Origin of the sequence: Arthrobacter mobilis (assembly GCF_012395835.1) — a bacterium.
In the GTDB taxonomy this organism is placed as follows: Bacteria; Actinomycetota; Actinomycetes; order Actinomycetales; family Micrococcaceae; genus Crystallibacter; species Crystallibacter mobilis.
In genome coordinates, this window is the sequence record NZ_JAAZSQ010000025.1 from 16,961 (window position 1) to 32,989 (window position 16,029).

General features: G+C 69.1%; 15 protein-coding genes and 1 tRNA gene. 10 read left to right on the forward strand and 6 right to left on the reverse strand.

The window, feature by feature from the left end; genetic code table 11:
- The first annotated feature begins 44 nt into the window (after positions 1 to 44).
- Complete coding sequence (locus HGG74_RS18505; RefSeq protein WP_312856898.1) at positions 45 to 245, forward strand: hypothetical protein; 201 nt, start codon at positions 45 to 47, stop codon at positions 243 to 245.
- A 69-nt stretch (positions 246 to 314) separates the two neighbouring features.
- Here HGG74_RS18505 and def read toward each other — a convergent pair whose 3' ends face one another.
- The 4 genes from def to orn form a co-directional block, all read right to left on the reverse strand.
- The gene (gene def / locus HGG74_RS18510; RefSeq protein ID WP_168488789.1) at positions 315 to 887 is read right to left on the reverse strand and encodes a peptide deformylase; all 573 of its coding nucleotides are present in this window, start codon (positions 885 to 887) and stop codon (positions 315 to 317) included.
- Between the two features lie 25 nt (positions 888 to 912).
- Positions 913 to 2,067 carry an acyl-CoA dehydrogenase family protein gene (locus HGG74_RS18515; protein WP_168488790.1) on the reverse strand — a complete coding sequence of 385 codons (1,155 nt, stop codon included), beginning with the start codon at positions 2,065 to 2,067 and terminating at the stop codon, positions 913 to 915.
- 135 nt (positions 2,068 to 2,202) lie between these two features.
- Positions 2,203 to 2,275, reverse strand: a tRNA-His gene (locus tag HGG74_RS18520).
- A gap of 164 nt (positions 2,276 to 2,439) precedes the next feature.
- Positions 2,440 to 3,054 (reverse strand): oligoribonuclease, encoded by a 615-nt coding sequence (orn, locus tag HGG74_RS18525; RefSeq protein WP_168488792.1) that lies wholly within the window; start codon positions 3,052 to 3,054, stop codon positions 2,440 to 2,442.
- A 74-nt stretch (positions 3,055 to 3,128) separates the two neighbouring features.
- Between orn and mptB the strand changes: the two genes are divergently transcribed.
- The 7 genes from mptB (at position 3,129) to HGG74_RS18560 (ending at position 9,841) form a co-directional block, all read left to right on the forward strand.
- Complete coding sequence (gene mptB, locus HGG74_RS18530; RefSeq protein ID WP_168488794.1) at positions 3,129 to 4,661, forward strand: polyprenol phosphomannose-dependent alpha 1,6 mannosyltransferase MptB; 1,533 nt, start codon at positions 3,129 to 3,131, stop codon at positions 4,659 to 4,661.
- A gap of 131 nt (positions 4,662 to 4,792) precedes the next feature.
- Positions 4,793 to 5,641, forward strand: a complete 849-nt coding sequence (locus HGG74_RS18535) for an ABC transporter permease (protein ID WP_168488796.1) — start codon at positions 4,793 to 4,795, stop codon at positions 5,639 to 5,641.
- Between the two features lie 10 nt (positions 5,642 to 5,651).
- Positions 5,652 to 6,404, forward strand: coding sequence for an ABC transporter ATP-binding protein (locus tag HGG74_RS18540; protein WP_205762166.1), 753 nt, complete (start codon positions 5,652 to 5,654; stop codon positions 6,402 to 6,404).
- The gene (locus HGG74_RS18545; RefSeq protein WP_312856899.1) at positions 6,401 to 7,474 is read left to right on the forward strand and encodes a glycosyltransferase family 2 protein; all 1,074 of its coding nucleotides are present in this window, start codon (positions 6,401 to 6,403) and stop codon (positions 7,472 to 7,474) included. The genes HGG74_RS18540 and HGG74_RS18545 overlap by 4 nt, the downstream gene beginning before the upstream one ends.
- Positions 7,471 to 8,304: a CDP-alcohol phosphatidyltransferase family protein gene (locus HGG74_RS18550; RefSeq protein WP_312856900.1), complete on the forward strand. Its 834-nt coding sequence runs from the start codon at positions 7,471 to 7,473 to the stop codon at positions 8,302 to 8,304. The genes HGG74_RS18545 and HGG74_RS18550 overlap by 4 nt, the downstream gene beginning before the upstream one ends.
- Positions 8,301 to 9,230, forward strand: a complete 930-nt coding sequence (locus tag HGG74_RS18555; protein WP_168488800.1) for a glycosyltransferase family 2 protein — start codon at positions 8,301 to 8,303, stop codon at positions 9,228 to 9,230. The genes HGG74_RS18550 and HGG74_RS18555 overlap by 4 nt, the downstream gene beginning before the upstream one ends.
- A 149-nt stretch (positions 9,231 to 9,379) precedes the next feature.
- Positions 9,380 to 9,841 carry an FAD synthase family protein gene (locus HGG74_RS18560; RefSeq protein ID WP_168488802.1) on the forward strand — a complete coding sequence of 154 codons (462 nt, stop codon included), beginning with the start codon at positions 9,380 to 9,382 and terminating at the stop codon, positions 9,839 to 9,841.
- Between the two features lie 103 nt (positions 9,842 to 9,944).
- On the opposite strand, the gene HGG74_RS18565 is transcribed toward HGG74_RS18560, so the two are convergent.
- A complete protein-coding gene (locus HGG74_RS18565; protein ID WP_168488804.1) occupies positions 9,945 to 12,419 on the reverse strand; it encodes a hypothetical protein in 2,475 nt (824 codons plus the stop codon).
- A 290-nt stretch (positions 12,420 to 12,709) separates the two neighbouring features.
- Between HGG74_RS18565 and HGG74_RS18570 the strand changes: the two genes are divergently transcribed.
- Together HGG74_RS18570 and HGG74_RS18575 are read left to right on the forward strand one after the other, a co-directional pair.
- Entirely contained in the window at positions 12,710 to 13,096 is a 387-nt protein-coding gene (locus HGG74_RS18570) for a hypothetical protein (protein WP_168488806.1), read from the forward strand.
- A gap of 2 nt (positions 13,097 to 13,098) precedes the next feature.
- Positions 13,099 to 14,949, forward strand: a complete 1,851-nt coding sequence (locus HGG74_RS18575) for a glycosyltransferase (RefSeq protein WP_246263052.1) — start codon at positions 13,099 to 13,101, stop codon at positions 14,947 to 14,949.
- Here HGG74_RS18575 and HGG74_RS18580 read toward each other — a convergent pair.
- Positions 14,930 to 16,024: an acyltransferase family protein gene (locus HGG74_RS18580; protein ID WP_168488810.1), complete on the reverse strand. Its 1,095-nt coding sequence runs from the start codon at positions 16,022 to 16,024 to the stop codon at positions 14,930 to 14,932. The genes HGG74_RS18575 and HGG74_RS18580 overlap by 20 nt on opposite strands.
- Between the last annotated feature and the right edge of the window lie 5 nt (positions 16,025 to 16,029).

A 16,029-nucleotide genomic window follows, 5' to 3' on the forward strand; every position in this document is an offset into this window, starting at 1 on the left:
CGGGCTATGGCTTTTGCGCGCGCGGCGTTCCTAGAATGAGCCACATGACTGAGATGACGCGGTGGCAGCGGGCACAGGCCAACTACAAGGAGGCGGTCCGGCTCCTGGATGCGGCCAAGGCCGCCTATGCCAGGGGGGACGTGACGGAAAAGCGGGTGGCGGAACTGTCCCGCCTCCTGGACGTGGCCGCTGAGGATCTGCAGCGCTGCGAACTGGAGCACCGCTCGGGCTTCACCGACTCCTGAGGCGCGTCCCCGCCTTTCCTGGCCACCTGCCGTCCACAGGTGGGCACGAAGGGACAGCCTGGGGCGGGGTTAGTGGCCGAAGGGGTCCGGGTCCGTGCCGGGCAGCCAGGTGAGCCCGGGAATGCCCCAGCCTTCCTTCTTGACCTGCTTGCGGGCCCGCCGCCCCCAGCGGTCGTTGAGCCGGTCAATGTACAGCTTGCCGTCCAGATGGTCGTACTCGTGCTGCATCACGCGAGCAAACCAGCCGGTAGCCTCAAAATCCAGCGGCTTGCCGTCGGCGTCGAAGCCCTTGACCCGGGCCCACTCCGCGCGCTTGAGCGGGTAGCTCAGCCCCGGCACCGACAGGCAGCCTTCCACTTCCTCGTCCGGGTCCGGATCGGCGCCGGAAACCTTGGACAGCGTCAGCGACGGGTTGATCACCACCCCGCGCTCCGGCACGCCGTCGTCGTTGGCGTACTGGTAGGTGAACAGCCGCAGACCGACGCCGATCTGCGGCGCTGCCAGGCCGACGCCGTGCGCGGCGTCCATCGTCTCGTACATGTCCTCGACCAATGCGCGCAGTTCGCCGTCGAAGGACTCCACCTCTGCCGCCCGCCGGTGCAGCACCGGCTCGCCCGCGATGGTCACTGGTCGGATGCCCATGGTTCTCCTTGCTCCTGCCCTGCGGTTAGCGGGCGATGTCCCGGCCGATGACGTCGCGCATGATCTCGCTGGTGCCGCCAAAAATGGTCAGCAGGCGGGAGGCGAGGAAGGCCTGGGCTACCGGGTATTCCATGATGTAGCCGTAGCCGCCGTGCAGCTGCAGGCAGCGGTCGGTGATGGACTTGACCCGCTCGCTGGCGAACAGCTTGACCTGGGCGGCGGAGACGGCGTCCAGCCGGCCGTCGTTGAAGGCAAGGATGGCCTTGTCCACATAGGCCTCGATGGCGTCCACCTCGGTCCGGATTTCCGCCAGCGCGAAGCGGCTGTTCTGGAAATCGAGGATGCGTTCGCCGAAGGCGCTGCGGTCCCGGGTGTACTGCACCGTCTCGTCGTACACCGCGCGGGCGACGGCGGAGGCGGCCACCGCGATGGCCAGGCGCCCCTGCGGCAGCTGGCCGGCGGCGTATTCAAGGCCGCGGCCTACCTCGCCGACCAGGTTCATGCCCGGGACCCGCACGTTGTCGAAGAACAGTTCGGCGGTATCGGAGGCCTTCAGGCCCATCTTGTCCAGCTGCTTGCCGGTGGTGTAGCCCTCGCCCTTCTCCACCATGAAGAGCGAGAAGGACCCGGCGGTTCCCCGTCCGGCCGAGCCGTCGGTGCGGGCCAGGACCAGCGCGGCGTCGCCGCTGACGCCGTTGCCAATGAAGGTCTTCTGGCCGCTGATCAGCCAGTCGTCCCCGTCCCGCACGGCCTTGGTCCGGATGCCCCGCAGGTCCGAGCCGGCACCGGGTTCGGTCATGGCCACGGAGGTGATCTTGTCGCCGGAGACCATGCCCGGCAGCCAGTACTCCTTGAGCTCGTCCGAGCCGTAGGCCAGCAGGTGGGGCAGGACCAGGTCGTCGTGCAGGTGGAAGGCCAGGGCGACGGCGAGATGGTTGGCCTTGGCGAACTCCTCGTCCAGCACGGCCCGGAAGCGGTAGTCGGCCAGGCCCAGGCCGCCGAACTCCTCCGGCACGGCCAGGCCCAGCAGGCCCTGCTCGCCGGCGGCCTGCCACAGCTCCCCGGACATCATGTGCTTTTCGTCCCACTGCTGGTAGTGCGGCGCTACCTCGCGGGTATTGAACTCCGCGGCGAGTTCGCGGAAGTGCTCGTGGTCTTCTTCGTAGAGATTGCGTTCCAAAACGGTGGTCCTCCACTTGCTGCGCTGATCAACGGTGGAGGGGCCTGTGCTGCATTCGGCCGGATATACGAGAAGCCGCCCCGGAATGATTCCAAGGCGGCTTCTGCCGGACCGGCCGAATGCCGGCCCCTTCGGGGTGAGTAACGGGGATTGAACCCGCGACCTCCTGGACCACAACCAGGCGCTCTGCCAGCTGAGCTATACCCACCGTGTGCTTCTTCGTTCCTCCCGGGAGGGCCCGTATGGCGGCGGTCCCGGCCGGTCTTCAACCAAGAAGAGCAACGCAGATAAGTTTACATGCTTTCCGGGCCGGTTTTGACCATTTGGTCCGATTTCCGCCATTTCGGCCCAAATGTGGCGCAGCTAACAAAATCAGTTCTGGTTCTGCCCGGAGATGCCGGCGGCAATCTGCTTCGCCGTGGCCGAGTCCGGGCCCGGGGACGGGACGAAGACCGCCTGCCGGTAGTAGCGCAGTTCGTTGATCGAATCCCGGATATCGCCCAGGGCGCGGTGGCCGCCGTGCTTGGTGGGGGACTGGAAGTACGCCCGGGTGAACCAGCGGCGCGCGAGCTCCTTGATGGTGGAGACATCGATGATGCGGTAGTGCAGGTGCTCGACTATCCGGGGCATGTCGCGGGCCAGGAAGGCACGGTCGGTGCCGACGGAGTTCCCGGCCAGCTGGGCCTTGCGCGGCTCGGGTACCCAGGTGGTGACGTACTCCATCACCCGGTCCTCGGCCTCCTGCATAGTGATGCCGCCGGAGAGTTCCTCCAGCAGGCCTGAGGTGGTATGCATCTCCCGGACGAAGTCGCTCATCTGGACCAGCGCCTCCTCGGAGGGCTTGATGACCACGTCCACGCCGTCGCCCAGGACATTCAGTTCCGAGTCCGTGACCAGGACCGCCACCTCGATCAGTGCGTCGGCCTCAAGGTCCAGGCCCGTCATTTCGCAGTCGATCCAGACAATGTGTTCGTTTGAGATAGGCACCGGTCAAATGTATCGTGTTCTGCCCGCCGTGCTGCCTGCAGGTGTGCCTGCGGCCTGCTGATAAAATGCTTCGGATGACTGCCCACCGCCCTGCCGCCGCCCCGCTGCCGCTATCCGGCACAGCTGCCGGCGGGGGCCGCTGCACGCGCACCATTATCCAGGGAGCTGTCGGGTCCGTCCTGATGTTCTTCGGCTCCCTGGGCGTGGGCTGGCTGGCCTCGGTCTCCGAGCTGCGCCGGTGGCCGCTGCTGATCTGGCTCCGGCTGGAGCCGGCCGGGGTCATCGTCTCCGTGCTGCTGCTGGCCGTCGGCGGGATGCTGCTGGTGCGCTCCTGGCTGCGGCTGGGCCAGCAGTTCTCCGCGTGGGGGCCGGAGGCCCGCCGTGCGACGCTGGCGGCGATCGTGGCCTGGGGTGCCCCGCTCGCGCTGTCCATTCCGCTGTTCAGCCGGGACGTGTACGCCTACATTGCCCAGGGCAAGGTCATGGTCAACAACCTCAACCCCTATGTGGACGGGTATGACCAGCTGCAGAACTACCTGCAGACCGGGGCGGACGATCTGTGGGCCCGCAGTCCAACGCCGTACGGGCCGATCTTCCTCTGGCTGGAGGAGTTCATTGTCTGGTTCACCGGCGGCCATCCGGAGTTCTCCATCATCCTGTTCCGCCTGCTGGCCCTGGCCGGGGCGGCGATGTGCATCTACTACGGGCCGAAGCTGGCCGAACTGCACGGCATCAACCCCAACCGCGCGCTGTGGCTCGCCTGCGCCAATCCGCTGTTCCTGACCACCTTCATTGCCAGCATCCACAACGACGCGCTCATGCTGGGCCTGGCCCTGGGCGGACTGTACTACGCGGCCACCAAGCGGCCGCTGCTGGGCATCCTGCTGGTCACGCTCTCGGTGGGCATCAAGCCCATCACCCTGATCTTCCTGCCGTTCATCGGCCTGCTCTGGGCCGGCCGGGAGGCCGGCTGGCCCCGCAGGTTCGTCTTCTGGGCCCTGACCGCCGGGCTGTCGCTGGGCCTGCTGGCCGTGCTGGGCCTGATTAACGGCCTGGGCTTTGGCTGGATTGGCGCCCTGGGCACCCAGGGGGCCGGACTGTTCATCTGGTACGCCCCGGTAGGCCTGCTGGGCATGATGGTGTACGTGATCACTGATGCCCTCGGGTTCGACGGCGGCCTGGTACAGAAGCTGGTGTACGACGCCGGCAAGGCGGCGGCCGTGGTCGTGGTGCTGTTCATGATGTTCCGCGGCGGCTACGACCGGATCGTCCGCCGGCTGGCGCTGGCGCTGGCCGCCGTGGTCTTCCTGGCCCCGATGATCCAGCCCTGGTACGTGGTGTGGCTGCTGCCGCTGTTCGCGGCCACCGGCATCCGCAACGACTGGCAGGTGCGCACCGTCTATGCCGTCACCTCGTTCCTCATGGTCTACGCCATCGCGGACCAGCTGGACATCTTCCCGTACATCGCCATCGACCTGGCCGCCGCGCGTCTGCTGGCCGTCGTGGTCGCCGTCGGGTTCGCCCTCTACCTGGTGTTCCTGGACCCCGGCACGCGGAGGCTTTTCCGCAAGAAGTACCTGGACCCGGCGGACCGGCGCCTGTTCTAGCGTGCGGTGCGCAACCGGCCATCCACTACACTCAATAGGAGTGCGGCGGATTAACGGGGACCGGCCGCGGACACTATCCGCCCTTCAGTTTAAGAAGCTATTTGATGCAACTTGTAAGGAACACAGCTGGCATGACCCTGGCCGAAGAAGCGGCGCTGTACAACCTTGAGCGGGTTGGCAAGCGTCCGCCTCTGCGCGAATATCTTGCGGATGTCTGGCGCCGCAGGGACCTGACGATCTCGATGGCCAAGTACCGGATCCAGGCCAGCAACGAAGAAAACCGCCTCGGCATGCTGTGGGTGGTCCTGAAGCCGACGATGAACGCGCTGATCTACGGCGTGGTCTTCGGCCTGCTCCAGGGCGACCGGCGGCCCGAGAACATCGTGGCCTACATCGTCATCGGTGTCTTCCTCTTCGAGTTCTTCGCCAACGCGTTCTCCCAGGGCGCGGACTCCATCATGCGCAACCGCGCGCTGGTGCAGACCCTGGCCTTCCCCCGCATGGCGCTGCCGCTGGCGGCAGTGATCCAGCAGCTGATGAACCTGGTGCCGATCCTGGTGGTGATGGCCGCGATCGTGCTGTTCTCCGGCAACCCAATCACCTGGCGGTGGCTGCTGATCATCCCGCTGGTGGTGCTGCTGGCCATGTTCAGCACCGGCGTGGCCCTGATCTCGGCCCGGCTGACGGTACACCTGACCGACATCAAGGAAATCATCCCGATCGTGACACGGGTGCTGTTCTATACCTCCGGGGTGTTTTTCTCGGTCGAGCGCATCCTGGGCCAGTTCCCGTGGCTGGTGGCCATCTTCGATTTCTACCCGCTGTACGAGTTCCTGAAGCTGGCGCGCTCGGCGATGCTGCCGGATTACGCCGCCGACCCGGTGCTCTGGCCGCTGGCCTGCGGCTGGAGCGTGCTGGTCCTGGTCTGCGGCGTGCTGTTCTTCTGGCAGGCAGAAGAACGCTATGGGCGGATCAACTGAGGGGGCCGGCATGAGTGAAACAGCCAGCCACCGCAGGCCGGTGGTCATCGCCGACGACGTGCACGTCGAATACAAGGCCCACGCCGCCGGCCGGGGCCTGAAGGAAGGCACCCGGAAGATCCTCACGCCGCACAAGGCGCTGCGCACCGTCCACGCCCTCAAGGGGGTCACCTTCAAGGCCTACGAAAACGAGTCCATCGGCATCATCGGCTCCAACGGCTCCGGCAAGTCCACACTGATGCGGGCCATCGTGGGCCTGACGCCGACTACCCGCGGGGCGATCTATGCCTCCTCCCGGCCCAGCATGCTCGGCGTCGGGGCGGCGCTGATGCCCAAGCTCTCCGGCGAGAAGAACATCATCCTCGGCGGCCTGGCCCTGGGCTTCAGCAAGGCCGAGATGTTGGAGAAGAAGGATGAAATCATCGCCTTCGCCGAACTGGAGAAGTTCATCGACCTGCCGATGGGCACCTATTCCTCCGGCATGCAGGCCCGCCTGAAGTTCGCCATCGCCGCCTCCAAGCAGCACGACATCCTGATCGTGGACGAGGCGCTGGCCGTGGGCGACCAGCGGTTCCGCCAGCGCAGCGAGGCGCGGATCCGGGAAATGCGGGAAAACGCCGGCACCGTCTTCCTCGTCTCGCACTCGATGAAGTCGATCAAGGACACCTGCAGCCGGGTGATCTGGATCGAACGCGGCGAACTGCGGATGGACGGGGATCCTGCCGAGGTAGTCAAGGCATACCAGGAGCTCAGGAAACAGTGACCGGGGAGCCGACCGCCCGGGCGCTGGAGGGCACGCCCGGGGTGTCCTACGTGATGCCCGTGCTCAACGAGGCCGGCCACATCGAACGCGCAGTCCGGAGCATCCTGGCCCAGGAGTACGCCGGGCCGAAGGAGATCGTCCTCGCCCTGGGTCCCTCCACCGACGGGACCGACGAGATCGTGGCCCGGCTGGCAACGGCCGAGCCCCGGCTGCGCAGCGTGAGGTCCCCGTCCGGGCGCACCCCGGCGGCGCTGAACCAGGCCATCCGGGCCTCCCGGCATCCGGTGATCATCCGGGTCGACGCCCATACCGAACTCGAACCCGACTACACCGCCCGCGGCGTGGCGACCCTGCTGCGCACCGGCGCGGCCGACGTCGGCGGACTGATGGCGGCCGAAGGACGCACCGGCTTCCAGCGGGCCGTGGCCGCCGCCTACGTCTCTCCGCTGGGCCTGGGCGGGGCCGCCTACCACAGCGGCGCGCCCGAGGGCCCTGCCGAATCGGCCTACCTGGGCATTTTCCGGCGGGACGCGCTGGAGGCCGTGGGCCTCTATGACGAAACCTTCTGGCGCGGCCAGGACTGGGACCTGTGCCTGCGCCTGCGCGAAGCCGGCCACGTGATCTGGTTCGACCCGCAGCTGCGCGTGACCTACTGGCCGCGCACAAGCTGGGGGTCGCTGGTGCGCCAGTTCTACGCGGCCGGCATCTGGCGCGCCGAACTGGCCCGCCGGCACCGGCAGGGCAAATCCCTGCGGCATTTCCTGCCGCCGGTGCTGGTGGCCGGGCTCGGCGCCGGGGCCGCCGGTGCGGTCCTGACCGCCGCGGGGGCGACCCGGAACTGGCCGGCCTGGCTGAAGGCTCCGGCGGCGGCCTCCGCGCTCGTGCCGGCCGGCTACGCGGCGGGGCTGGTGGCCGCCGCCGCCACGGCCCCGCAGCAGCTGAGCCTGCCGGACCGGCTGCGGCTGATGGCCGTGCTGCCGAGCATCCACATCAGCTGGGGGCTGGGCTTCCTGCGCGGCAGCCTGCTCGGCGCAGGCACCACGGTGGACACCGGACGGAGGAAATCGTGAACCGCACCTTGCCGCCGGCGCGTCCGGCCCGGCCCACGCTCGAGCAGCTGCGCGCCGTTGCCCAGCCGCCCGAGGTGCGCAGCCGCAAGAACGCCGAGCACTGGACCGCCGAGCTGTACCTGCGGCACATCTCCATCTACCTCACCAGCATCCTGGTGCGCACCCCGATCTCGGCCAACGGTGTCACCGGGCTAATGATCCTCTCCGGCTGGGCGATCTCCGCCAGCCTGCTCATCCCCGGCATCTGGGGCCCGCTGCTGGCCGTGCTCTGCTCCCAGCTGCAGCTGTACTTCGACTGCAGCGACGGGGAGGTCGCCCGCTGGCGCGGCACGCAGAGCCCCAAGGGCATTTTCCTGGACAAGATCGGCCACTACACCACCGAGGCGCTGATCCCGCTGGCCCTGGGCCTGCGCTGCCTGGGGGACGCCGGGCTGCTGCGCACCGATCCGGGCCAGGCCTACCTGCATCTGTTCCTGGGCGCGGTGCTGGCACTGCTGATCGTGCTGAACAAGGCGCAGAACGAAATGGTCCACGCCTCGCGGGCGCTGGCCGGACTGGACAAGCTCCCGGACACCGCCGAGGCCAAGGCCGTCCCCGCTGCCTCCCTGGTGGGCCGGCTGCGCCGGCTGGCCCGCTTCCTGCCGTTCCACCGGCTGCTGCACTCGGTGGAGCTGAGCCTGCTCATCCTGGCCGCTTCGGTGGCCTCGCTGGTCGCGGCCCAGCCGGTCCTGGGAGAGCGGTGGCTGCTGTACGTGCTCGTTCCGGCCGTGCTGTTCGTCAACGCCGGGCATTTCGTGGCCATCATGGCCTCGCCGAGGCTACGCCGGTGAGCGCGCCCGGAAGCCGGCCGGCGGCCGCCACCGGGAGCGGCCCGGCGGCGGTACCCACCATCGGCGTCGTGGTCCTGACCCAGGGCACCCGGCCGGCCGAACTGCAGCGCGGCTTCGCCTCGCTGCAGGCCCAGCGCGGGGTGGACCTGGACGTCGTCGTCGTCGGCAACGGCTGGAAGCCCGAAGCGCTCCCGGAGGGGTTCAAGGCCCTGCACCTGGCGGAGAACCTGGGCATCCCCGCCGGCCGCAACGCCGGCGTGCCGCAGGTGGCCGGCGAGTACCTGTTTTTCCTTGACGACGACGCGTGGCTGCCCGATGAGGATTTCCTGCTCAACTGCGTGCGCCTGTTCCGGGCCCGGCCGGACATCGGCATGATCCAGCCGCGGATCGAGGATCCGGCGGACCCGGACGCCCCGCAGCGCTGGATCCCGCGGCTGCGCAAGGGCGACCCACGGGCGTCCAGCAATGTGTTTTCCGTGGTGGAAATGGCCATTGCCATGCGCCGCGACGTGTTCGACGCCACCGGCGGCTGGCCGTCCACCTTCTGGTACGCGCACGAGGGCATCGAGTTCGCCTGGCGGGTCTGGGACACCGGCCACCGCACCTGGTACGCCGGCGACCTGCGCGCCGGCCATCCGGTGATCGACCCGCGCCGGCACGCCGAGTTCTTCCGGCTCAACGCCCGCAACCGCGTCTGGCTGGCCCGCCGCAACCTGCCCTGGCCGTTCAGCTGGGCCTACGTGGGCTCCTGGACCCTGGTGCAGCTCGTCCGCGCGCGCCGCCAGCCGCAGCAGCTTAAGCCCTGGTTCGCCGGCTGGCTGGCCGGCTGGCAGCAGGATCCGTGGGGTCCGGGGGAGCGGCGGCGAAAGCTGAAATGGTCCACGGTCCTCCGGATGGGCGCCGCCGGCCGCTGGCCGGTGGTCTAGGATCGCTGCCTGCCCCGCTAAGAGCGGGGCAGCCGGGTCCCTGCGTGGCGCTTCAGCGACACGATAGGGCCTGCCCCGCTCGCTAAGATGGCTAGCGGACGAACTTTGGGCAAACAGCCGGGCATCGACAGGACGGGCAGGGAAGACGCGTGGGCAAAACGGTCCTTACGTACGGGACATTCGACTTGTTCCATATTGGGCATCTGAACATCCTCAAGCGGCTGAGCGAGCTGGGGGACCGGCTGATCGTGGGCGTGTCCACGGACGAATTCAACGCGGTCAAGGGCAAGAAGCCGGTGGTGCCGTTCGAGCAGCGGATCGAGATCGTCCGGGCGATCCGGTATGTGGACCTGGCCATCCCGGAGGAGAACTGGGCGCAGAAGCGCACCGACATCGACAAATACGGCGTGGATGTCTTCGGGATCGGCGAGGACTGGCGGGGCAAGTTCGACGACCTGGAAGACCGGGTCGAAGTGGTCTACCTGCCGCGCACCACGGGAATTTCCACCACCGAGATGAAACGGGTGCTCAGCGCCTTCGACGAGCGCCATGTGGAGGAACTCAAGCGCACCCTGGACAGCATCAGCCAGATCGTCAAAGAACTCAGCTGACTCCCGGGACTCCGCAGGCCGGCAGGCGGCCCGGCCGGCAGGTACACGAAAGCGGTCCCGGACCTTGGGTCCGGGACCGCTTTCGCAGGCTCCTACCTGCCGGTCACATGCTGCGCCAGTACCCGACGAACGGCCCGTAGCCGTCGCTCCAGGGCTTCTGCGTGTCCCGCCAGTTCATGATCTTCGGGTCCTCGTCCGTCCCGATCAGCGCGGAGTGGTTCCACTCGTCAGGCAGCACGGCGCGCTCCGGGCCCACCACCGCGTTCAGGGCTTCGCCGAAGTCCATCTCGTAGTTCAGCAGCAGGGTGGCCACCTTCCGGCCGAGCCCCGCCTCCCGCGCCGCCTCGAGGTCCATGACCAGCACCGAGGCGTCGAAGACCCGGAAATCGAACGCATGCGCGGCATGGGTGACCGCGATCATTTCCAGCGCCTTCGCATCGTCGTGGTGGTGCCGTTCGGAAATCAGGCGGAGCAGGCCGAAGCCGCTCTGGCGCCGCATCCGGTGCTCGTCCCGCGCCGCCAGGGCCTTGCCCTGCAGTGACAGCCCGGCCAGGCCGGCCAGGTCCGCACGGACCAGGGCAGCCCCGTTCAGGTAGACCGCACGCTTGCTGCCGGCCATGATCTCCGGCATCAGGGCCAGCAGCAGTTCCCGGCGCTTCAGGTAAGGGTAGCTGCCGGCCAGCTCATCGGCCGCGAACGCGTCTTCGGCCAGCCACACGACCTGCAGCTGCGGCTGCAGGGCCTCGGCGGCCTCGCGGACCTCGGCCGGCACGCCGTCCTCGGCCATCCAGACACGTACGTTGCCGTCGGCGTGGTCGGCGATCGAGCGCAGCAGCTTGGCCAGGTGCCCGGCGCTGCCCTGTCCGTGGTCCAGCACGACGTCGGTGACCTCGCCGTCCGGCTGCACGGTGGCCGGCGCGGCGGCCGCCGCGAGCCGGGCCACGACGTCGTCCTCCAGCACGACCTGCGGCCGGCGGGCCAGGAACCGGTCCGCCTCGGCCATCGCCGGGGCGCAGACCTCGGCCCACCTGGCGTAGACCTCCTCCTTGCCGGCTCCGGAAGCGATGAGCGGGATGACTTCGGCGAGCTTGTCCAGGATGCCGTTGCGGATGGCGTCGAAGTCCGCCTGCGAGGTACCGATCAGTCCGCCGAAGCGTACGTCCGAGCGGTTCTTCGGCTCGAATTCGACCTCGCAGCCCACCGAACGGGCCGGCAGGAAGCAGTGCAGCCGCGAGGTGCTGATCTGCTTGTAGTCGGTGTGGTAGCCGTTGACCCAGCTCCGGGCGGTTTCGAGCTTCTGCGCGAACGGCATCTGCAGCATTCCCTTCTGGGTCTGCAGCAGGACGTCCCCCTCGCCGGGCTGCAGGGCATCCACGCGCGCAATCTTGGACCGCGTGTCCTCGCCGTCGCGCCGGAAGACCGTGTCCACGGTGGTGGTGATGCAGCCGGAGAAGAACGCGGGCACGCCCGCCGCCCGCAGCAGGGCGACGGTCTGCCAGTCCCGGCAGCCGACCGGGCCGTGCTCCTTGAGGTAGGCAATGGCCTCCGGGGTGAGCATGGCCGGCTTGTTCACGTGGAAGGAGACGAAGATCGGCCGGATGTTCGGATGGAAGGGGAAGTTGAAGTGCTGGCCGAAGGTGTGGTGCATGTACCAGCCGAAGGCCAGGATCCAGGTGTTCTCCGGGATGTCCTGCAGCGGGCTGCCGTCCCGGTAGGTTTCCAGCACCGCTACCGTGGCTGCCGGCCCGATGATCCGGCGCTCGTCCTTGACCTGGCTGCGGATCTCGTTCAAAAAGCCGGTGAGCTCCGGGTCGCCGACGAATTCGAGGTTGGCGTGGCGGACCAGGTGCCCCAGCGAGGCGAGCGTCTGGATGTAGTCGCCGACGTTCCGGGACCAGGCATCCGGCTGCTGGTAGCTGAGCACGCCGAAGTTCGCGTCGGCTGCCGGAACCGTGATGGGCTGGCGGCGCTCACCCTCGGGGAACCAGGTCTGCAGGCGCTCAAACTCGCCCCGGGTGTGGGCCGAGAGTTTCTTCAGCCCTCCGCCCAGGCCAAAGGAGACCAGGACGCGGGCGGCATCGAGCTCGTCGCGGGCGAAGGCGCGCCGGGCCACGCGCAGGACTGCCTGGGCGGACCAGGCCAGGTGGGCCCCGTCCGCCAGCAGCCCGGTGAGCACCTTGGCCGCCCGGTCAGGGTCCTGGGTGAACGCGGCCGCGAAGTATTCGTCCGGGCACAGGTTGATAATCCGGTCGTCGCCCACCAGCTCGAACTGCCGCCACGCCGCCTCGGGTCCCGAGATGCGCAGCAGGGCCATGCCCTGCAGGGCCCGGACGAAGTCTTCGCTGGCCCCTGCGTCCCGCAGGCTGTAACTGGCCGCCAGTACCGTCTGGGCGCCGGAGTCCTGGATCGTCTTCCGGGCATCGGCAAAAAAGTCCGGCACCAGGGACCCGCCGCCGGCTACGGCGCCGATGAGTGAGGGCTTGGCCGCCTCCGTGGCCGGCTGCTGCGGGCGGGCCCACGGCTCGGGCGCCTTCAGCGGCACTTCGGGTGCCTGGGGTTTGCCCGCGACGTTGGCCACGGTGGGAAGGATGGCGCGTGCGGCCGGTTTCAGCGTTGTCTTGAGGTGGCGTTTGCCTTTGCGGAGGACACGGTGGGCTAGGGAATCACGCTTGGTCAAAGTCTGGTCCTTGCAGCATCGGGGGAGCGTCAGCCCCCCAGTCTACTGGCAATCGGCGGTGGCAGGTGGCAGCCCGTGCCCCCGCGGGGGATTAACACCGTCGGCACCGCCAACGTGGAGGTTATAGAGTTGGGGGCGGGCGCCATCGCCGCGCCAGTATCCGCCCGCCCGATCCCGCAAGGGGGAGCCACGTGTCCCAGCCGCCGCCGCAAGCATTTGAACTGAGCAAGGCCAGCGTCACGGCCGACGGCCTGCTGACCTTGTCCGGCACCGTGCGTGCGGTGTCCGGGCAGGCCGACGGCGGCTACTCCTTCGTCCTGGCCGTGCGCGGAGGGGCCGCCGAACGCGAGTACCCGGCCCGTACCGAGGCCGGGGCGCCGGGGGCTGTGCGGGTCAGCTGCTCGGTGCCGCTGGCGGAGCTGGCAGCGGCACCGGAAGACTTCGTGGACCTGTATTTCCAGGCCCGCGACGCCTCCGGCAGCAGCCGCACCCGGGTGACCTGGCAGCCGTCGTCGCTGCGCTGGCTGCCCTACCCGACGAAATTCGGCAACCTTAGCCTGAAAAGGAAGGCACAGTGAGCATGGCGGAGACGGCCGGCCGCACCGCGGCGGCGCTGCCGGAGGGCAAGTACTTCATGGTCCTGTGGGGACTGGCGGAGAATTTCGGCGGCATGACCACCATGTGCCTGCACCGCGCCGGGGCCTTCAGCCGGTTCGGCGGCCGGGAAGCGGCCATCATCTCCTTTGAGCCCAAACCGAGCTACCAGGCCCTGACCGACCGGCTGCGCGAGCAGGGGAAGCTGGCGCCCGGAACCCAGGTCCTGAACGTCTTCCAGCACTACCGGGACGCGGACCTGGACGGCCTGCCTGCGGTGGCGCAGCCGGCGGTTCCCGAGGACCAGGGGCCCGCCGGGCAGCCCGAGGTGGTGCTGGACCCGTCGGGCGAGGTCTTCATGCGCACCATCATGCGCCCGGACGGGACCACCGTGGCCCACCGCCGGTACTACCGGCCGGACGGCACCGAATTCTTCCGCGACGAGGCGCCCGTCGACGCCGCCGGCAAGCCGCTGGGACGGTACCTGACGCTGCTGGACCGGACCGGCAACGCCGTCGGCCGCTGGCGCACCGCCGGCGACTTCTACCGGCACTGGATGCGCGAGCTCGCCGGCGGGGACCGGGCCGTGTTCATCGTGGACAGCGGATTCGCCGCCCAGGTGGTGGCACCGCTGGACGAACAGCACATCCTCAAGCTGGTGGTGATCCACAACAGCCACATCGCCGGCGGCGGGGATCCGTTCACCGGCAAGCTCGCCACCGGCCGCAAGCCAATCTTCGAGGACAGCGCCGCCTGGGACGGGCTGGTCTTCCTCACCCGCAAGCAGCGCGAAGACTACGAGCTGCGGTTCGGCAGGGCGACCAACCTGTTCACCGTCTCGAACCCCAAGCCCCGTGCCGAGGCGCTGCCGCCCTTCGAGGGACGGGACCGCAGGCGCGGCGTCATGGTGGTCAGGCTGGAAAGCCAGAAGAACGTCGCCGACGCCGTCGACGTGATGGCGCTGGTCCACCAGAAGCTGCCCGACGTGGTGCTGGACGTCTACGGCAAGGGCTCGCTGCGGGACGAGGTGCAGGCCAGGATCGAGGAACAGGGCCTGACCGAGGTGGTCAGGCTGCGCGGGCACGCGCCGAATGCGGCCGCGGAGTTCGAGACCGCCTGCTTCTCGCTGCTGACCAGCCGCAACGAGGGCCAGCCGCTGGCGCTGATGGAAAGCCTGGGCCGCGGCTGCCCTCCGGTTTCCTACGACATCCGCTACGGGCCCAGCGACGTGATCGAGGACGGCGTCAACGGCTTCCTGGTGCCTGCGCGGGACACCGCCGCCGCGGCCGAACGGGTGGTCAGGCTCTGCACCGATGCGGAACTGGCCCGCGAGATGGGCCGCAGGGCGTGGGAGCGCAGCGAGGCCTTCTCGGACACCGCGGTCATCGGCCAGTGGGCCGCCGTCCTGGAGCAGGCCTGGCGGCAGGTGCCGGACCGGGTGGTCCTTTCGGGCCTGGACTTCACACTCCGGGAGCTCGGCCTGCCGGCTGCGGGCGGGCTGGAGATCGAGGGCGAGCTGGCCTGGCGCCAGAGCGCGGGCCCGGCGCTGGAGGACCTGGTGCGGGCGAACCTGGTGGTCGGCCGCCGTGCCGGCGGAGCTCCGGTGTTCTTTCCCGCCGAGGTGCTTGAGCGCGGACCGGGCCGGCTGCGGCTGCGCGCCGCCGTCACCGACGGGCAGCTGGACGAGGGGGTCTCCGGGGACAACGGCTTCCTGGACATCTACCTGCAGGTGGAGGGCAACAACGTGCTGCACACCTTCCGGATCGGTTATCCGGGCGGGAGCACGTGGCGGCCGTACGCCACCGTGCACGGTTCGCTCAGCCTGCAGTACGCGTAGGCTCCCGGTCCCTGCCGGCCGGCCGCAGCGCCGTCCAGGCAGCCCGGGGATCGACCAGCGGCCGCGCCAGCGCGACCACCGGCTGCCAGACCGCCAGGACACAGAACAGCGCGGAAGCGGCCATGAACAGCGCCGTGTGCAGCGGGCTGCCGGCGGACTGGACCAGCGGCGATGCGTCGACGACGGTGAGCAGCGGCAGGTGCAGCAGGTACGGGTACATCGTGTACTGCCCCGCGCGGGCCGTCCAGGCCCCTGCCCGCGACGGGGCGCCCGAGCGGCCGGGCAGGGCCAGCATGAAGGCCGTCGCCATCACGGCGCCTGCCGCGAGCACCAGCAGGCGCCACAGCATGCCCTCGGCGCTGCCGAGGCCAAGGTCGGCATAGCCGCTGCTGCCCAGGAACGGCGTGCGCCAAAAGTCCCCGCGCAGCGCCAGCGTCACCGCCGCGCCGGCCGCCAGGACGGCGGCCCCGGCCATCCTGGCCCTCCGGTCCCGGCGCCACACGCTGATCCGGTCCACGATCCAGGGTCCGGCCAGGAACAGCGGCAGGAACACCAGGATCCGCGAGAGCGAAAGGAAGCCGCCGATCTGCGGGCTCAGCCCCGCGGCCAGCGCCAGGCCGGCGGCAGCCGGCACGGCCAACGGCAGTCCGCGGAACTGCAGGCCACGGAACCACGGCGCCAGCAGGCGCCATCCGGCCAGGGCCACCAGGAACCAGAGTCCGAAGGTCTGCTCGGTAAAGCTCCAGCTCGGAGTGTCATCCTCCACCAGATAGTTCACGCCGAACGCCAGCAGTTGGAAAACCACATAGGGCAGCAGCAGCTGCTGGAAGATCCGGGCCAGGCCTTCCCCGCCGGCCTGGGACCGGCGCGCCCCCCAGCCTGCCAGCAGGACCAGGACGGGGATGTGGAACATGTAGACGAAATTGGAGGCCAGCAGCGCCAGCCCCGAGTCCGTGCGCAGCAGCCCCACGGCATGGCCGGCGACCACCAGGACGATCGCGGCCCAGCGGGCCTGGTCGATCCAGGTCTGGCGGTCCTGGGGATGTGCGGGGGCAGGGGCGGCATCGGTGGTCAAGCAGT